The organism is Geminicoccus sp. (genome assembly GCF_035556675.1).
Classification (GTDB): Bacteria; Pseudomonadota; Alphaproteobacteria; order Geminicoccales; family Geminicoccaceae; genus Geminicoccus.
On the sequence record NZ_DATMFZ010000157.1, the window covers coordinates 1 to 16,435 of the forward strand.

The 16,435-nt window shown below is 69.3% G+C and carries 14 protein-coding genes; 2 read left to right on the forward strand and 12 right to left on the reverse strand.

Going from position 1 to position 16,435, the window contains the following annotated elements:
* Positions 1–173: 173 nt before the first annotated feature.
* From VNS22_RS11780 to VNS22_RS11800, 5 genes are all read right to left on the reverse strand, one after another.
* A complete protein-coding gene (locus VNS22_RS11780) occupies positions 174–734 on the reverse strand; it encodes a NifU family protein (RefSeq protein WP_325732620.1) in 561 nt (186 codons plus the stop codon).
* Positions 735–775: 41 nt separating this feature from the next.
* Positions 776–1,732, reverse strand: coding sequence for a DUF2333 family protein (locus tag VNS22_RS11785; RefSeq protein WP_325732622.1), 957 nt, complete (start codon positions 1,730–1,732; stop codon positions 776–778).
* A gap of 67 nt (positions 1,733–1,799) precedes the next feature.
* Complete coding sequence (trpS, locus tag VNS22_RS11790; RefSeq protein WP_325732624.1) at positions 1,800–2,795, reverse strand: tryptophan--tRNA ligase; 996 nt, start codon at positions 2,793–2,795, stop codon at positions 1,800–1,802.
* A 69-nt stretch (positions 2,796–2,864) separates the two neighbouring features.
* Positions 2,865–4,394, reverse strand: coding sequence for a murein biosynthesis integral membrane protein MurJ (gene murJ, locus VNS22_RS11795; protein WP_325732626.1), 1,530 nt, complete (start codon positions 4,392–4,394; stop codon positions 2,865–2,867).
* Positions 4,395–4,412: 18 nt separating this feature from the next.
* On the reverse strand, positions 4,413–7,127 hold the full coding sequence (locus tag VNS22_RS11800) for a [protein-PII] uridylyltransferase (RefSeq protein WP_325732627.1): 2,715 nt from the start codon (positions 7,125–7,127) through the stop codon (positions 4,413–4,415).
* A 212-nt stretch (positions 7,128–7,339) separates the two neighbouring features.
* Here VNS22_RS11800 and ccmD point away from each other — a divergent pair, with 212 nt between their 5' ends.
* On the forward strand, positions 7,340–7,564 hold the full coding sequence (gene ccmD / locus VNS22_RS11805; RefSeq protein WP_325732629.1) for a heme exporter protein CcmD: 225 nt from the start codon (positions 7,340–7,342) through the stop codon (positions 7,562–7,564).
* Positions 7,565–7,573: 9 nt separating this feature from the next.
* Here ccmD and VNS22_RS11810 read toward each other — a convergent pair whose 3' ends face one another.
* The 5 genes from VNS22_RS11810 to VNS22_RS11830 are packed head-to-tail and all read right to left on the reverse strand — an operon-like array spanning position 7,574 to position 12,691.
* Positions 7,574–8,875 carry an FAD-binding oxidoreductase gene (locus tag VNS22_RS11810; RefSeq protein ID WP_325732631.1) on the reverse strand — a complete coding sequence of 434 codons (1,302 nt, stop codon included), beginning with the start codon at positions 8,873–8,875 and terminating at the stop codon, positions 7,574–7,576.
* Between the two features lie 42 nt (positions 8,876–8,917).
* Complete coding sequence (locus VNS22_RS11815; RefSeq protein WP_325732633.1) at positions 8,918–9,709, reverse strand: ABC transporter permease; 792 nt, start codon at positions 9,707–9,709, stop codon at positions 8,918–8,920.
* Positions 9,706–10,581: an ABC transporter permease gene (locus VNS22_RS11820; RefSeq protein WP_325732635.1), complete on the reverse strand. Its 876-nt coding sequence runs from the start codon at positions 10,579–10,581 to the stop codon at positions 9,706–9,708. The genes VNS22_RS11815 and VNS22_RS11820 overlap by 4 nt, the downstream gene beginning before the upstream one ends.
* Positions 10,578–11,651 carry an ABC transporter ATP-binding protein gene (locus tag VNS22_RS11825; protein WP_325732637.1) on the reverse strand — a complete coding sequence of 358 codons (1,074 nt, stop codon included), beginning with the start codon at positions 11,649–11,651 and terminating at the stop codon, positions 10,578–10,580. Before VNS22_RS11825 ends, VNS22_RS11820 begins: the two co-directional genes overlap by 4 nt.
* Positions 11,652–11,662: 11 nt before the next feature.
* Positions 11,663–12,691, reverse strand: coding sequence for an ABC transporter substrate-binding protein (locus VNS22_RS11830; protein WP_325732639.1), 1,029 nt, complete (start codon positions 12,689–12,691; stop codon positions 11,663–11,665).
* Positions 12,692–13,081: 390 nt separating this feature from the next.
* Between VNS22_RS11830 and VNS22_RS11835 the strand changes: the two genes are divergently transcribed.
* A complete protein-coding gene (locus VNS22_RS11835) occupies positions 13,082–15,451 on the forward strand; it encodes a mechanosensitive ion channel family protein (RefSeq protein ID WP_325732641.1) in 2,370 nt (789 codons plus the stop codon).
* A gap of 6 nt (positions 15,452–15,457) precedes the next feature.
* Here the strand turns inward: VNS22_RS11835 and VNS22_RS11840 are convergent, their stop codons facing one another.
* Together VNS22_RS11840 and VNS22_RS11845 are read right to left on the reverse strand one after the other, a co-directional pair.
* Complete coding sequence (locus tag VNS22_RS11840) at positions 15,458–15,907, reverse strand: GNAT family N-acetyltransferase (RefSeq protein WP_325732643.1); 450 nt, start codon at positions 15,905–15,907, stop codon at positions 15,458–15,460.
* Between the two features lie 35 nt (positions 15,908–15,942).
* The coding region (locus VNS22_RS11845; protein ID WP_325732645.1) for a LysR substrate-binding domain-containing protein at positions 15,943–16,435 on the reverse strand (493 nt) is incomplete at its 5' end.

Below are 16,435 nucleotides of genomic sequence, written 5' to 3' on the forward strand. Positions count from 1 at the left end.
CTGCTTGCTCCAGACAGGCCTGGACCTGGCCCGGCAGCAGATCGGCCTCGGCGGCAGCGGCCCGCATCGCCCGGCCGGTCACGGTCGTGCCAGCAGCGTCAACCAGGCAAGCGGCCGCCGCGACCGACCCGCTCCCGCCAATCGCCAGAACGCGCACCGGGCCAGCCGGGGGCTCAGTCGATCGCGCGGACTTCGACGACATCCGGCACGTAGTAACGCAGGAGGTTCTCGATGCCGTTCTTCAGTGTCACCACCGAGGACGGGCAGCCGGCACAGGCCCCCTTCATGTGCAGGTAAACCACGCCGCGCTCGAAGCCGTGGAAGACGATGTCGCCGCCATCATTGGCCACGGCCGGGCGGACGCGCGTGTCCAGGAGTTCCTTGATCTTGGTCACGGTCTCGTCGTCCTCGGGCGCATGGGCAGCCGGCGACGCTCCCGCCTCGGCCTGGACCACCGCCGGCTCGCCGGACATGAAGTGCTCGACCATGGCGCCGAGCACGGCCGGCTTCAGCACATACCAGTCGGCCGCGGCCTGCTTGGTAACGGCGACGAAATCCCGGGTGATGAACACCGAGCGCACCCCGTCCACCGCAAACAGCCGGCGCGCCAGCGGGGAGACCTGCTCCGCCTCGTCGGCGTCGAGGACTTCGACCTGCCCCTGCTCGACGATGGTGCGGCCGGGAAGGAACTTGAGGGTCGCCGGATTCGGTGTCTGCTCGGTCTGGATGAACATGAGATATTTCTCCTTGCGCCTGAGGTGGCGACCGTGTGCCACTAACGCAAGAGGATGTTGGTCACCTCACGCAACTGCGTGCGTGCGCGAAGCAGGAGGAAGCCCTGGCTGGCCAGATGGTTGGGCTTGAACTGGCTTTCCAGTCCTCCGTTCACTACTACCCACGGTTGAAGCGTCGCAGCAAGTCGGAAACTGTCGAGCATTTCGGTCCAGCTCGAGGCCGCACCCCGCTCGCGGATCACGTCGGCATAGTCCAGCCCCAGCTCGCGCAGGAGGATGTAGTAGGCGTAGAGCTGGCCCTTGGCGGTGTAGAACAGGTCGTCGGCGGTGAAGTCGAGCCAGCGGTTCCTGCTGAGGTCGATCGCTTGATAGATCGCACCGGAGGTGGAGCCAAGATCCGAGGCGATCGCGTCCAGGCTTTCCAGCAGGTTGTCCGCCCGCAGCTCCAGCGTCGCCTCACCGGAAGCCAGCCGGCCGTTATAGGCGCGCAGGGCGGCCACGGCCTGGCGGTACTGGCTCTCGGTGGTGGCGGTGGGTGCCCAGGAATTCGCCGGGTTCCAGACCCAGACATTGCCGGGATAGGCCAACAGGCCCATGGCGCGGGTGAGGTCCGCGTCCGCCTGCGAGGAGCCGCGCGCCCGGGCCAGCCGGTCGCGCACCGACACGCCGAAGCGCTGGACCGCCGCGACGATGCCGGTCTGGTAGTTCGGCATGTTGTCGAGCAGGACGCCCGGCTTGAAGAACGGCTCGTTCGGCGTCCACTCGTTCTGGTCGATCTCCCGGGACACCAGGTCGGCCATGGCCGCCACCGCGCGCGAGCCGCCCTCGGGCGCACTGGTGGCCATGGCAAAGTCCGGATCGTCGTCGATCCGATGCACCACGACCATGCCGACCAGGTACCAGCCCGCCACGGCCAGCACGATCAGGGCCGGCAGGCCCAGGAGCGCGCGCCGCAGCAGCGGGCGGCTGGCGGAGACGGAGGGGTCCGAGACGGCCATCATCAGTCCTTGGAGTGAAACGGAAGCTGCCGGGACAGATGGCGCGCCACCCCGGCGGCTGGAAGGCTCAGGCCTGTCGGAAGCCGACGATATCATACACCTGCCGGAGGATCGGGCCGGCAATGGCATCGGCCTTCTCGGCACCCCGGTCCAGGATCCGGTCGATCTCGGCCGGATCCGCCAGCAGACGGCGCATCTCGGTCGTGATCGGCGAGAGCTTCTCGACGCACAGGTCGGCCAGCCGCCCCTTGAAGGCGGAGAAATTGGCGGAAGCGAACTCCGCCTCGACCTGGCTGCGCGGCAGGTCGGCCAATGCTGCGTAGATCGTCAGGAGGTTGGATGCCTCCGGGCGCCCCGCCACATCGTAGCTCATCCCCTCGATCGGATCGGACTTCGCCTTCCTGATCTTCTGGGCGATGGTGTCGGCATCGTCGGTCAGGTTGATGCGGCTGTAGTCGGATGTATCCGACTTGCTCATCTTCTTGGTGCCGTCGCGCAGCGACATGACCCGGGTGGCCTCGCCCAGGATCATCGGCTCGGGCAGGACGAAGAATTCGACGCCGAACTGGCGGTTGAAGGCGCCGGCCGTGTCGCGCGCCAGCTCCAGATGCTGCTTCTGGTCCTCGCCGACCGGCACGTGGGTGGCATTGTAGGCCAGGATGTCGGCCGACATCAGCACCGGGTAGGTGTAGAGGCCGGCCGAGGCATTGTCGCGCTGCTTGCCGGCCTTCTCCTTGAACTGAGTCATCCGGTTCAGCCAGCCGATCGGCGTCTGGCACATCAGCACCCAGGCGAGCTGGGCATGGGCCGGGACGGTCGACTGGTTGAACAGGATCGAGCGGTCCGGATCGATGCCGCAGGCGATCAGGGCCGCGGCGACCTCGCGGATGGCGCCCCTCAGCTCGTTCGGATCCTGGGGCAGGGTGATCGCGTGCTGGTCGACCACGCAGTAGATCGCCTCGTAATCCTGCTGCAGATGGACCCAGTGCCGGATGGCGCCCAGATAGTTGCCGAGATGCAGGGCGCCGGTCGGCTGAACGCCGGAAAAGATGCGGCCGGACATGGACGAGCCTTCGTAGCGGGACGGTACGGACGGTCGAGCGCGGTTGGATGGCCGCTCGCGGCCCATGCGTCAAGCTCGGTCCCGGAACAGTGCGACGAGTTCCTGCGGCCGGACCACCCGTGCCACCGTCACCATCCCGAGAAAGGCCAGCGCCGCCACCAGGATCGCACCGCCGAGTGCCATGGGCGGCTCCAGGTGCTGCATCTCGCGCAGCGCCTGGACGGCGACCGAGGCCGCGACGATCGCACAGGCGAGCCCGCCCAGCGCACGCAGCTTGGTGCGCCGGGAAAAGGCCCGCCCTTCGATCCGGCCGATCCGGCGGACCAGCACGGCGAGATTGGTCCAGCTGGACAGGCTGGCCGCCACCGCCAGCCCCAGATGGCCGAGACTGCCGAGCGTCGCCAGGCCCACCGCGAGGTTGACCGCCAGCGCCACGATGGCGCCGACCAGAGGCGTGCGCAGGTCGCCCCGGGCGAACAGGGTGGCGGCCATGATCCGGACCAGCACCGCTGCCGGCAGGCCCAGGGCGAAGGCCTGCAGGGCCGCGGCGGTGGCGACCGTGGCCTCTGCGTCGAACGCACCCCGGCCGAACAGGATGCCCACGATCGGCAGGGCCAGCGCGGTGAGCCCGGCCGCGGCCGGCAGGGTGAGCAGGAGGGCGATCTCGACCGCCTGGTCGCGCACCGCGCGGGCCTCCTCCAGCCGGCCTTCGGCCATCCGCCGCGCCACGATCGGCAGCAGCGCCGTGGAGATGGCGACCCCGATCAGCCCCAGCGGCAGCTGGGCCAGCCGGTCGGCGAAATAGAGAAACGACACCGCTCCAGGGGCCAGGGCAGTCGCCATCACCGTCACCACCACCACGTTGACCTGGTAGACGCCGGCACTGGCGATGCCGGGCAGGATACGACGGGCCAGTGGGCGGAGCTGCGGGTCGGCGAGGTCTGTCCGGGGGCGGATCGATGCGCCGGCGCTCCGGCAGGCCTGCCAGAGCAGCAGGAGCTGCAGGGCTCCCGCCACCGGCAGGGCCAGGGCCAGCATGCGTGCCAGCGCCACCGGGTCGCCCTGGTAGCAGACCAGCACCGCGATCATCACGAGATTGAGGATCACCGGAGCCGCCGCCGCTACCGCAAAGCGGCCCAGCACGTTCAGCACACCGCCCAGCAGTGCGGTCAGCGACACGAACAGGATGAAGGGGAAGGTGCGCCTCGCGAGTTCCACCGCGAGGTCCCTGCGCGGGTCGAGCGGGTCGAAGCCGGGGGCCAGCACCAGGATGAGCAGCGGCATGGCGACCAGCGCCAGGCCGGTGGCCAGGATGAGCACCAGGCCCAGCGCGGTCAGGGCCCGGCTGGCGAAGGCCAGCGCCCTGGGCCTGCCGTCACTGGCCAGGATCTGGCTGAACAGTGGAACGAAGGCGGCGGAGAAGGCGCCCTCGGCGAACAGCCGGCGCAGGAGGTTCGGCAGCTTGAGTGCCACCAGCAGGGCGTCGGCGGCCACGCCCGCGCCTAAGGCCTGCGCCAGGAGGACGTCGCGCAGGAAGCCCAGGAGGCGCGAGGCCAGGGTCGCAGCCGAGACGATCGAGGATGCGCGCAGCCAGCCCAATCACTCTTCCCGATCGAGTCAGGTCAGGCTCAGCGCCTCGGTGAGCTGCTTTTGGACCTTCATGACCTTGCTGCGCACCGTGACCTTCATGCCGAACACGTCCTTGACGTAGAACACGTCGACGACGCGCTCGCCATAGGTGCTGATATGCGCGGAGCTGATCACCAGGCCCAGTTCCTTCAGCGCCTTGGCCAGGTCGAACAGCAGGCCCGGCCGGTCCCGGCCGTTGACCTCGATGACGGTGTGGGTGCGGCTGGCATTGTTGTCGAGCAGCACGCGCGGCTCGACCCGGAACACGTCCGCGCGCGCCGGCAGGCTGCGCCGCCCGGCCAGGGCCTTCTCCAGCCAGATCTCGCCGGACAAGGCGCGGATCAGGTTGTCGCGGATGCGCTGGAAGCGCTCGGGATCGTCGACGGCCGCCTGCTTGCCCGCGTCCTGGAAGCCCAGCATGTCCAAAGCCGTGCCGTCGGTCGTGGTGAAGATGTGCGCATCCACGATGCTGGCGCCGCCCAAGGCGATCGCTCCTGCCACCTTCATGAACAGGCCGGGATGGTCCGGGGCGTAGAGCAGCAGCTCGGAGCGGGCACGGAACTTGTCGACGCGGAAGTCGATGCCGATCGGCAGGGACTGGCTCTCGGTATGCTGGATCAGCCGGGCATGGCGGACCAGGTCCTCGGTGGCAAAGCCCAGCCAGTAGCGCGGGTCGTGCCGGGCGAGGTGCCGGTCGATGCGCTCCTGCGTCCACCAGCCGTCCGGCTCCGCCAGCAGCGCCTGCGCCAGCTCGGCCTTCGCCGCGTTGGCCCGGCTGGCACGGCGGCCACGCGGATCACCGGACTGCAGCGCCGCCTCGGCCTCGCCGTGCAGCTCGCGCAGGAGCTGGCCCTTCCAGCCGTTCCACACATTGGGGCCGACCGCGCGGATGTCGCACACGGTCAGCACCAGCAGGAGCTTCAGGCGCTCGGGGGACTGCACCACCTCCACGAAGTCCTGGATGGTCTTCAGGTCCTCCAGGTCGCGCCGGAAGGCGGTGTCGCTCATCAAGAGATGGTGACGGACCAGCCAGACGACCGTCTCGGTCTCTTCGGGCAGCAGGCCGAAGCGCGGGCAGAGCTTGCGGGCGATGACCGCGCCCACCTCGGCATGGCTGCCACCCCGGCCCTTGCCGATGTCGTGGAGGAACAGGGCGACGAACAGGGCACGGCGCGACAGGAGCTTGGGGAACAGCTCGGTCGCGAGCGGGAAATCGGCGGCGAGCTGGCCGTCCTCGATCTGCCGGAGGAACCCGATCGCCCGGATCGTGTGCTCGTCCGTGGTGTAGATGTGATAGAGATTGTGCTGCATCTGGCCGACGATCCGGCCGAAGTCGGGCACGAACCGGCCGAGCACGCCGGCCTCGTTCATCCGGGTGAGCGTTCCGGCCGGGTCCTTGCGCGAGGTGAGGATCTCCAGGAACAGCCGGTTGGCCTCCGGATCGTTGCGCAGCTCGGCATCGATCCTGGGCAGGGCCTGGCCCACCGCCGCCAGCGTGGCGGGATGGATGTCCAGGCCGCGGGCATCGGCCGTCTGGAACAGTTGCAGAAGCTTGATCGGCTCCGCCTGGAACAGTTTCGGGTCGTCCAGCGCCAGCCGGTTGCCCTGGATCAGGAAGCCGTCCACCCGCTTGCGGGCGAGGCCGAAGCGGGGCAGCGCGAATCTCGGCCGGCGCCGGTGCTGCTCCTCCAGGGCGGCGCAGACGATCCGGGTGAGATTGCCGACCTCCCGCGCTGCCAGATAGTAGCGCTTCATGAAGCGCTCCACGCCCATGGAGCGGGTCCGGGTGCGGAAACCCATGCGCGCGGCGATCTCGGGCTGCACGTCCAGGGTCAGGCGGTCCTCGGCCCGCCCGGTCAGCCAGTGCAGGTGGCAGCGCACCGCCAGGAGGAAGGCGCGCGAGCGCCGGAAGGTGGACAGGTCGCGCCGGGTGATCAGCCCGCTCTGCACCAGCTTGGCCTGATCGGTCCCGCCATAGACGAACCGCGCGATCCAGCCGAGCGTATGGAGGTCGCGCAGGCCGCCCTTGCCTTCCTTGACGTTGGGCTCGAGCAGATAGCGGCTGTCGCCGACCCGCTGATGGCGCTCGTCGCGCTCGGCGAGCTTCGCCTCGATGAACGCCGCCTCGTGGCCCTGCACGATCTCCTTGCGATAGCCCTCCTGCAGGTCGGCGGCGGCAGCTGCATCCCCCCACAGCAGCCGCGCCTCCAGCAGGGCGGTCGACACGGTGAGATCCTGCTGGGCGAGTTTGATGCACTCGCTGACGGAACGGGTCGCCTGGCCGACCTTCAAGCCCAGGTCCCAGAGCCGGTAGAGCAGATACTCGGTGAGCTGCTCGCCGGCCGGCGTGCGCTTGTAGGGGACCAGGAACAGCAGATCGATGTCGGAATGCGGGCAGAGCTCGCTGCGGCCGTAGCCGCCCACCGCCAGTACCGCCAGGCCCTCGCCCTTGGTCGGGTTGGGGGTCGGGTAGACATGGGTGCTGGCCAGGTCCAGCAGGCCCTGGATCAGCCCGTCGGTGATGGAACTGAGCGCCGCCACCGCCGTCTCGGCCGACCCGCCCGCCTCGAAGGCGGCGCGGACCAGGGCGCGGGCATCGCCATGGATGCGCTTCAAGGCCGCTGTGAGTGCCGGAATGTCGGCGGCACCGGCCGCCCCCAGTGCCTGTACCTGGGCGCGGATGGCGCCGGCATCGGGCAACATTGGAGCTGCGGCGGCAGTCGTGCTACGCGCAAGGGCGGTCCGCTGCGGATCCTGGCCGGAACCGGGCACCAGCCGCGCCGCGTTGCCATGACTTTCGACCGGAGCTCCGGTGCTCGCGTCCAATTCCAACCGCCTCTTGCCGCTCGTGCCGCCCAGCGCGGCATACCTTGCCAGGCCCGCCGCGGAAAGTGCCGGTACCGGAGGATCGGTCCATGGCTGAGTTCCTCGCGATGGGCGGCTATGCGGCATATGTATGGCCGGCGTTCGGATTCACCATCCTGGTCCTGGCCGGGCTGTGGATCCTGTCGCTGCGGCAGATGCGGGCCAAGGAAGCCGAGCTCGAGGCGCTGCGCAGCCAGATGCGTGCCCGCCGCCCGGCCCGCCGCCAGGAGGTGATCCGGCCGCGCCGCGCATCCGCCACCAAGCAGGAAGGCTGACCGGCCCGTTCAGGCCGCGAGCCGGTCCTTCAGCTTGTAGTAGGCGATGGACGGCGCCAGGAACCACGGCCGGCCGTAGTAGAGCGGGCGGGTCTGGAAATCGAGCTGGTCCATCTCGCTGGCCCCGTCCGGATGGCCCAGGATCTTCAGCGCCGCCTTGTGGCCGTAGAAGGTCGAGCGCGGCACGCCGTTGCCGCAATAGCCCATGGCATAGTGCACGCCGTCCTGCACGCCGACATGGGGCAGGTGAGCGAAGGTGAAGGCGACGAAGCCCATCCAGCTATGGGTGACCTTGACGTCGCGCAGTTCCGGCCAGACCCGCACCATCGCCTCATGCAGCCGGGGTCCGCTCACCCTGGGGTCGGTCTCGCTCAGCGCCACCCGTCCGCCGAACAGGATGCGCCGGTTGTCGGGCGAAGGGCGGTAGTAATAGACCACCTTGCGGGTCTCGTTCAGCATCCGGCCCTTGGGGCAGATCTTCGCCATCAGCGCCGGGTCCAGTTCCTCCGTCGCGATGATGTAGCTGCCGATCGGGATGAGCCGGCGCTGCCACCAGGGCGTGGCGTCCTTGGTGTAGCCGTTGGTCGCCAGCACCACGTCACCCGCCGTGATGCTCCTGCCCGCGAGCTTCACGGTGAAGCCCTTGCCGTCGCGCTCGACCCCGGTGACCCGCTGGCCGGTGAACAGGGTGGCGCCCGCCGCCAGCACCCGCGCCAGGAGGCCCCGGTGATACTTCATCGGATCCAGGGCACCACCGCCCGGGAACAGGACCGCGCCATGGAAGGCGTCGGAGCCGACCTCCCGGTGCTGCTCGGCCTTCGGGATCGCATGTGCCTCGATCCCGAACTCGCGCTGCTCGGTCTCGGCGGCGCGGACCGCGGGTTCGTAGCGATCGGCTGCATGGGCGCAGAGCAGGTGGCCGGTGGTCTTGAAGTCGCAGTCGATCCCTTCGGTGCCGATCAGGTCGGTCAGGTAGTCGTAGGCGGCATGGTTCTCGCGCTTGAGCCGCCGCGCCTTGTCCACGCCATAGGCCCGGCTGAGCTCGGCGAAGGACGGGCCGAAGCGTGGCCCGACCTGGCCGCCGTTGCGGGTGCTGCAGCCGAAGCCCGGCTGCTCGGCGTCCAGGATCACGACCTGCCGGCCGGCACGGGCCAGGGTGAGGGCGGCGGACAGGCCGGTGTATCCGCTGCCGATCACCACGACCTCGGCCCGCTCCGGTGGGCTGCCGGCGGAGGGATGGGCAGGGAGGTCGTGACCTTCCCACCAGTAGGGCGTGGCCTTGAGGTTCGACGCCAGGACGGAAGCAGCCATGATTGCCGTCGACTTCCTTGGGGAAGGGTTGAGGGAAAAGACTCAGCCGGACCTGGCGGCACTCCGTGCTGCCGCCCGCTCCATGACCAGGAACAGGGCGACCGCGACCAGCGAGATCCCGATCAGCAGGGTGGAGATCGCGGCGATGGTCGGGTCGACCTGGTCGCGCAGCGACATGAACATCTTGCGGGTGAGCACGGTGTTGGGCCCGCCGGCGACGAGCAGGCCGATCACCACCTCGTCCAGCGAGCTGACGAAGGCGAACAGGGCGCCCGCCATGACCGACATCTTCACCTGGGGCAGCACCACGTCGACGATCGCGCGCAGGCGCGAGGCACCCAGGCTGCGCGCGGCGTTCTCCAGGTTGCGGTCGAAGCGGCTGAGGCCCGCCACCACGGTGGTGACCACGAACGGGATGGCGAGCGCCACATGGGCCAGCACGATGCCCGGGAAGCTGTCGACCAGGCCCAGCCGGATGTAGAGGAAGAACAGGCCGATCGCGAGCAGGATCACCGGCATGAGCTGCGGCGAGAGCAGGACCGCCATCAGCAGGTGGCGCGGCCGGCCCTCCAGCTTGTCGATGCAGTAGGCGCCGGCAAAGCCGATCGGGGTGGCGATCAGCACGGTGCAGAACGCCGCCGCGAACGAGGTCCGGGTCGCCGCCATCCACTCGATCGAGCCGAAATAGGCCTGGTACCAGCGCAGGGACCAGGCGCGCGGCGGAAACTCCAGATAGGAGGCGTCCGAGAAGCTCATCGGCACGACGATGACCACCGGCACCAGCAGGAAGGCCAGCACGGCGAAGGCGACGATTCCCAGCCAGGCACGGCTCACTGGCGCAGCCTCCGCGGCACCAGCCCCTGCACCGCCAGGAAGCACAGCACCACCAGGACCAGCAGCACCACGCCCAGCGCGCTGGAGGCGCCCCACTCGCTGTACATGGTCACGTTCTGCTGGATCTTCATGGAGATGGTGGTGACGTTGCCGCCGCCCAAAAGCTGCGGCGTGACGTAGAAGCCCAGGCACAGGACGAAGGACAGCAGGCCGCCGGCCATGATGCCGGGCGTGGCAAGCGGCAAGAACACGTCCCAGAACGCCCGGCTGGGGCTGGCCCCCAGGCTGCGTGCGGCCTTGACCATGTCCGGGTCGATCTGGCGCATCGCCGAGTAGAGCGGGAAGATGAAGAACGGCAGCATGATGTGGACCATGCCGATCGTGGTGCCGGTGAAGCTGTTCGCCATCCGGAGCGGCCGGTCGATGATGCCCAGGTCCACCAGCCAGGTGTTGATCAGGCCGCGCCGCTGCAGGAGCACCATCCAGGCATAGGTGCGCACCAGGAGCGAGGTCCAGAACGGGATGGCCACGCCCGCCAGCATCAGCGTGGCCAGCCAGGGCGGCTGGCGGACGATGAAATAGGTGGTCGGGATGCCCAGCACGATCACGATGGCGGTCACGAGCAGGCTCAGCAGCACCGTGTCGCCCAGGATCGCGGCGTAGCTCGGGTTCTCCAGCATGCGCTGGTAGTGGACGAGCGAGAGGCCGCCACCGTCCGTGAAGGACAGGAGGCCCAGCCAGAGGAAGGGCAGGAGCACCACCAGCGTCACCAGCACCGCCGGCACGGCGAACGGCCAGTGGCGCGGGTGCAGGGACCGGCCGCGATCGGCGGCGGGTGCCGCGGCCCTGCCGGCGGCCACGCCGGTGGTCACGCGTCCTCCTCCACCACGACCGCATCCTCCTCGTGCAGGGCCAGGCGGACCGGCGCGCCTTCCGGCGGGATGGTGCTGAGTGCGGTGCGGCGCGTGCCGCGCTGCAGCCGCACCGTCTCCCCGTTGCCCAGCTGTGCGAACACCACCACGAGGTCGCCCTGGAACAGGACCTCGCCCACCGTGGCGTCGAGATAGAAGGATCCCGGCTCTGACTCTCCGGCCGGCACGATCTCGAGCTTCTCCGGGCGGATCACCAGGAGCGGCCGGGCGAGCCCGTCCAGCTGGCGCCGGCGGAACCCATCGGACACCAGCGCCTCGACCGAGGCGGCAGCCGGGCCGGACAGCGGCAGGAAGCTGGAGTTGCCGATGAAGTCCGCGACGAAGCGGGATCTCGGCTGCTCGTAGATCGCGCGCGGGCTGTCCTTCTGGACGATCCGGCCCTTGTCCATCACCACGACCTGGTCAGCCAGGGTCAGGGCCTCCTTCTGGTCGTGGGTGACGTAGACGATCGTCCGCCCCAGCCGCTGGTGGAGATGCTTCAGCTCGATCTGCATCTCCTCGCGCAGCTTCTTGTCGAGCGCCGAGAGGGGCTCGTCCATCAGGATGATGCGCGGCTCGAACACGATGGCGCGCGCCACCGCGATGCGCTGGCGCTGCCCGCCGGACAGCTCGTGGATGCGCCGCGCGCCGAACCCCTCCATCTGCACGGCCTGCAGGGCGTGCTTGACCCGTGCCGCGCGCTCGGCCGCCGGCACCCTGCGCAGCTTCAGCGGATAGGCGACGTTCTCCTCGACCGACATGTGCGGGAACAGGGCGTAGTTCTGGAACACCACGCCGATGTCGCGCTTGTCCGGCTCCAGGCCCAGGATCTCCTGGTCGTCGATGCGGATGCTGCCCCGGTCCGGGTGGGCGAAACCGGCGATGCTCATGAGCAGCGTGGTCTTGCCCGAGCCGGACGGGCCCAGCAGGGTCACGAACTGCCCGGCCGGGATGTCGATCGAGACGTCCGAAAGCGCCGCGAACGCGCCATAGTGCTTGGACAGCCCGCGAATGGTGATCGAGGATGCCATCAGCTGCGGGCTTACTGCTGCTTGAAGTTCTGCCAGCGCTCCATCATCTCGGCGCCGTGCTCGCCCCACCAGGCGACGTCCAGCACGAACTGCTTGGCGGCGTTCTCGGGCGAGGAGTTGACCTTGGCCTTGAGCTCGTCGGTCAGCACCGGCTGGTCGAAGGCCTTCTGGTTGATCGGCCCGTAGGCGATGTGCAGCGGCAGCAGCGCCTGCTGCTCGGGCGCGATGAACAGGGCCAGCGCCTTCATCGCCAGGTCCTTGTGCGGCGCGCCCTTCGGGATCACGAAGCAGTCGGCCATCAGGATGCCCTGGTCGAAGGTGAAGTCGGCCTTGGCACCGTCCTTGATCGCCCCGTCGATCCGGCCGTTCCAGATCTGGATGAGGTCGACCTCGCCGTCCTTGATCAGCTGCGCGGACTGGGCACCGGAAGTCCACCACACGGTGATGTCCGGCTTGATCTCCTCGAGCTTCTTGAAGGCGCGCTCCACATCGAGCGGATAGAGCTGGTCAGGCGGCACGCCGTCGGCGAGCAGAGCTGCTTCCAGGTTGCCGCGCGGATGGTCGTAGATGCCCCGGTCGCCGGGGAACTTCTCGGTGTCGAAGAAGTCGGCCCAGCTGGTAGGCACCTCGCCGTCCGCACCGATCGTGTCGGTGTTCCAGCCGATCACCGTGGAATAATAGAGGTTCGCCACCCAGTCCTTGCCGACCAGCTTGGGGTCGATGCCCGAGGTGTCGACCACGCTCGTGTCGAGCGGCTCGAACAGGCCCTCCCTGCTGCCGATCGCGCATTCCTCCGCCGCGGTGTTGGCGATGTCCCAGCCCACCGCCTTGCTCTGCACCTGGACGCGGATCTCCGGAAGCCCGGAAGTGGTCGCCTCCTTGATGGTGATGCCGAGCTTCTTGGCCGTCGGGTCGAAGAACGCGGCGCGCTGGGCATCCTGATAGACACCGCCGCCGGAGGCGACGGTGATCTCGTCGGCCAGGGCCGCGCTTGCCAGGGTCCCGCTCAGCAGACAGGGCAGAAGGAGATGCAGCTTCATCGGCATGACTCCGGCGGTATTGAGGGCTATCGTTGATTATTGTCTGGATGCGCAGCCAAGCGCATCGACAACTTGTCCATGCGCACGGCACTGCTGTTCTTCGAACTTGCCATCCTGATCTCCCGAAATCGGTTACATTCTGCCGCGGTCATGTCAAGCGCGCCGATCAGTTGAGTGGCTGCGGTCTCGCCCGTCGATGAGTGCCCGAGCCGCCTTCCGGTATCCTGACCATTTCCTCATCCCGCCTGATCGCCCTGGTCCTGCCGGCACCTGCCCGCTACCTGATCGGGGCGCGGACCTGCCAGACAGGCAGAGTCCGGCTAGTGGCGCAGGTCCGAAGACAGGTCTTCCCCGGATGCGCCAGTCACCGGCAGAGGATCATTCCTGCTCATGCTGCTTCGCGCGTTCGCCTTGCTGCTCGTCTTGCTGGTCACCCAGACTTCCCCCTCCGCCGCCCAGAACGCGCAAGGCCAGCAGGTCCAGCCGCCGGCAACGGCCGCCGCACCCGCCGCCGACGGGGCCGACGATCTCGCCACCATCGACCGGGCCCTGCAGCTCCTGAAGAACAATGCCGGCCGCCAGGCGGTGATCGCCGATCTGGAGAGCCTGCGCGCCCAGCTCGAGGTCCAGCCGTCCCCGGACACCGGCCAGGCGGCAGGGGCGCCACCGGCTGCGGCTAGCCCGGACCAGACCGTTCCAGGGCAGGTCGCTCCGGTTCAGGACGGCGCGCCAGCGGAGGCTGGGGCAGGGCAGGCGCCGCCCGCTGCGGCAGAGCCTGCCCCGGCTCCGGCCGCCGAGCCGGCCCCCGAGGCGGAACCCGCCCCGTCCGAGGCGATCCTGACCGAGCACGGCCTGGTGGGCGTGCTCAGCGACTGGGCCAGCGATGTCGGCCACGAGCTGCCGCGCCTGGCGCTGGGCGGCGGCTCGATCATCGATCGGTTTCACCTGGCCGGGGAGCAGGTCCACTCGCGCATCAGCGACCCGGGCTTCCGCGATGCGCTCGAATATTTCCTGATCGCGTCGATCGGCGGCTGGGTGCTGGGCTTCGGCATCCTGTTCCTGGTGGCCAAGCTGCCCGCCGTGCAGCGCCGTACGATCGCCACCCAGCGCAGCCGCGGCGGCAGGCTGGTGCGCGAGGTCCTGATCCGCACCCTGTTCGGCATCCTGCCGCTGGTCGTGGCCGCCGCGGTCCTGCTCATCTGGCCGGTCGCCACCGGCATGAGCCCGCGCGGCCGGCTGATCTTCCTCCTGCTCGCCTCGCCCTTGTGGTGGGGCATGCTCGCCCGCCAGGTCTTCCACCACTTCCTGGTGTTCGCAGCACCGGCACGCGGCTGGCGCCTGGTCGGCTATGCCCAGAAGCGCATGGGTCCTTGGATCTCCTGGCTGGTCGGGCTGGCCGTGTTCAGCGCCGTCCTGCGCGACCCGAGCCTGCGCAGCTCCATCGGCCTGGCGACCGCCGACATCGTCTCCTTGCTGTTCGACCTGCTCTACAACATCGCCGCCCTGATGTTCGTGCTCCGGCACAAGGCGACGATCCGCGCCCTGCTGATCCGGGGCCGGCTGGCCAAGGGCATCGATGTCGGCCAGGTGGAGGCAGCGCTGGTCGGGCTCGCCCGCCGATGGCACCTGGTCGCGATCACCTTCCTGGCGTTCAACGTGATCGCCCGGCTGCTCGGCACGCGCAGCCAGAGCTTCATCCTGCAGGTCTCCTTCTCGCTGGTGCTGGTGATCGTCGGCACGATGCTCGCGGCCTGGCTGCGCAAGCGCGCGCACATCGCCGAGGAGCGCATGCAGCAGCGCCGGATCACGACCAGGGGTGCCGTCGCCGCCCGGATGATCGGGCTCCTGGCGGTGATCGGCCAGGTGGTGCTGGCGGTGCTGGTGGTGGTGGTCGCGTTCCGGCTGTGGGGCTTTGATCTGGTCGCCTGGCTGCAGCGCGAGCCCGGGCGCACGATCGTGAGCTCGCTCTCCGGCATCGGCTTCGCCCTGATCACCGCCTGGCTGGCCTGGATCTTCATCGACAGCTGGATCGCCGGCGCGCTGGTGCCGACCGACCATCTGGGCCGGCCGCGGCCGATGTCGAACCGGGTCAAGACCCTCCTGCCGCTGCTCCGCAACTTCGTGTTCGTGACCCTGTCCGTGCTCACCGTCATCGTGGTGCTGGCCAATCTCGGCCTGAACGTCGCCCCGCTGCTCGCCGGCGCCGGCGTGGTCGGCCTCGCCATCGGCTTCGGCTCGCAGCAGCTCGTCCAGGACGTGATCACCGGCCTGTTCATCCTGCTGGAGGACACGATCTCGATCGGCGACGTGATCGACACCGGCGACCGGGCCGGCACGGTCGAGGCGCTCACCATCCGCACCGTGCGGATCCGCGACGGCGAGGGTGCCCTGCACTCGATCCCGTTCTCCAGCATCAAGGCGGTCAAGAACCGCTCGCGCGACTTCGGTGTCTATACGGTGACGGTGATGATCGACCATCATGCCGACACGCAGAAGGCGATCGACACCATGCGCGAGGTCGGCAACTCGCTGCTGCGCGACCCGGCCTATGCACCCCTGATCCTCCTGCCGCTGGACGTCTGGGGCGTGGACGAGGTCAACCCGGACGGCATCGTGCTCAAAGGCGGCATCCGCACCCGGCCGCTGCAGCAATGGGCGGTCGGCCGCGAGCTGAACCGCCGCCTGCTCGCCCGGTTCGACGAGGTCGGCATCGACCTGGCCCACCGCCAGTACCAGCCTAGCGTGCCGGCCGCGGCCTGAGCACGTCTAGGAAGGCAGATCCAGCTTCATCCCGTAGTGGCTGGCGACGAAGCCCAGCCGTTCGTAGAAGCGGTGCGCATCCTCGCGCCGCCGGTCGGTGGTGAGCTGCACCAGCCGGCAGCCGGCCGCCCTGGCCAGCGCCACGGCATGGGCGAGCATCGCCTGGCCGATGCCCTGCCGCCGCCGGTCGCGCCGGACCCGCACCGCCTCCACCTGCGCGCGGCTGGCACCCTGCCGGCTCAGGCCGTGGATGACCGTCACCTGCATGCAGCCGACCACCTCGCCGTCCGCTACCGCCACGACCATCCGGTTGCCCTCCTGGCGCGCCATGGCCCGGAACGCCCGTCGGTAGGCATCCGGCACGTGGGCCTCCCGGCCCCGGCCCAGATCGTCATCGGCGAGCAGGGCCATGATCGCGGCCAGGTCCGCCTCCTCGGCCTCACGGAATTCCGGCACGCAGCATCTCCCCGCAACTTCACTCACCAAGCCGTTCAGCCCGGCCGGCACAGGAACTCGACCACCGCCCGTACGCCCGGCAGCTGGCTGCGCCGCGGCGGCATCAGGATCGTGGCCGTGATCGTCCCGGCATGCCAGCTCGGCAGGAGCCGCACCAGCCTGCCCTCCGCCACGGCCGGGGCGACGATGTCCGCGGGCAGGCAGGCAATGCCCAGCCCGGCGGCCGCCGCCTCGATCAGCATGGTCGATTCGTCCGGGACCATGACCGGCCCGGGCTCCGCCGGCACTTCCCGGCCGTCCTCGTGGCGGAACCGCCAGACCGTGGCTTGTGGCCCGGACAGCAGCCCAGCATGGCCGGCAAGGTCGGAAGGTTCGTGAGGATGGCCGTGCGCCGCCAGATAGGCTGGCGCCGCCACCGCCACGACCGGCGCTTCCGCCAGGCGGCGCTGCGTCAGCACGGAATCGGCCAGAGGTGCCGCGTGGCTGCGCAGGGCGATGTCAGAACCTTCCTGGATCAGGTCGACGAAG

Excerpts from the sequence above, each read along its gene's own strand:
- VNS22_RS11800 (WP_325732627.1), bottom strand. The coding sequence starts at position 7,127 with ATGTTGCCCGATGCCGGCGCCATCCGCGCCCAGGTACAGGCACTGGGG.
- VNS22_RS11810 (WP_325732631.1), bottom strand. The coding sequence starts at position 8,875 with ATGGCTGCTTCCGTCCTGGCGTCGAACCTCAAGGCCACGCCCTACTGG.
- VNS22_RS11825 (WP_325732637.1), bottom strand. The coding sequence starts at position 11,651 with ATGGCATCCTCGATCACCATTCGCGGGCTGTCCAAGCACTATGGCGCG.
- ccmD (WP_325732629.1), top strand. The coding sequence starts at position 7,340 with ATGGCTGAGTTCCTCGCGATGGGCGGCTATGCGGCATATGTATGGCCG.
- VNS22_RS11830 (WP_325732639.1), bottom strand. The coding sequence starts at position 12,691 with ATGAAGCTGCATCTCCTTCTGCCCTGTCTGCTGAGCGGGACCCTGGCA.
- trpS (WP_325732624.1), bottom strand. The coding sequence starts at position 2,795 with ATGTCCGGCCGCATCTTTTCCGGCGTTCAGCCGACCGGCGCCCTGCAT.
- VNS22_RS11785 (WP_325732622.1), bottom strand. The coding sequence starts at position 1,732 with ATGGCCGTCTCGGACCCCTCCGTCTCCGCCAGCCGCCCGCTGCTGCGG.
- VNS22_RS11835 (WP_325732641.1), top strand. The coding sequence starts at position 13,082 with ATGCTGCTTCGCGCGTTCGCCTTGCTGCTCGTCTTGCTGGTCACCCAG.
- VNS22_RS11780 (WP_325732620.1), bottom strand. The coding sequence starts at position 734 with ATGTTCATCCAGACCGAGCAGACACCGAATCCGGCGACCCTCAAGTTC.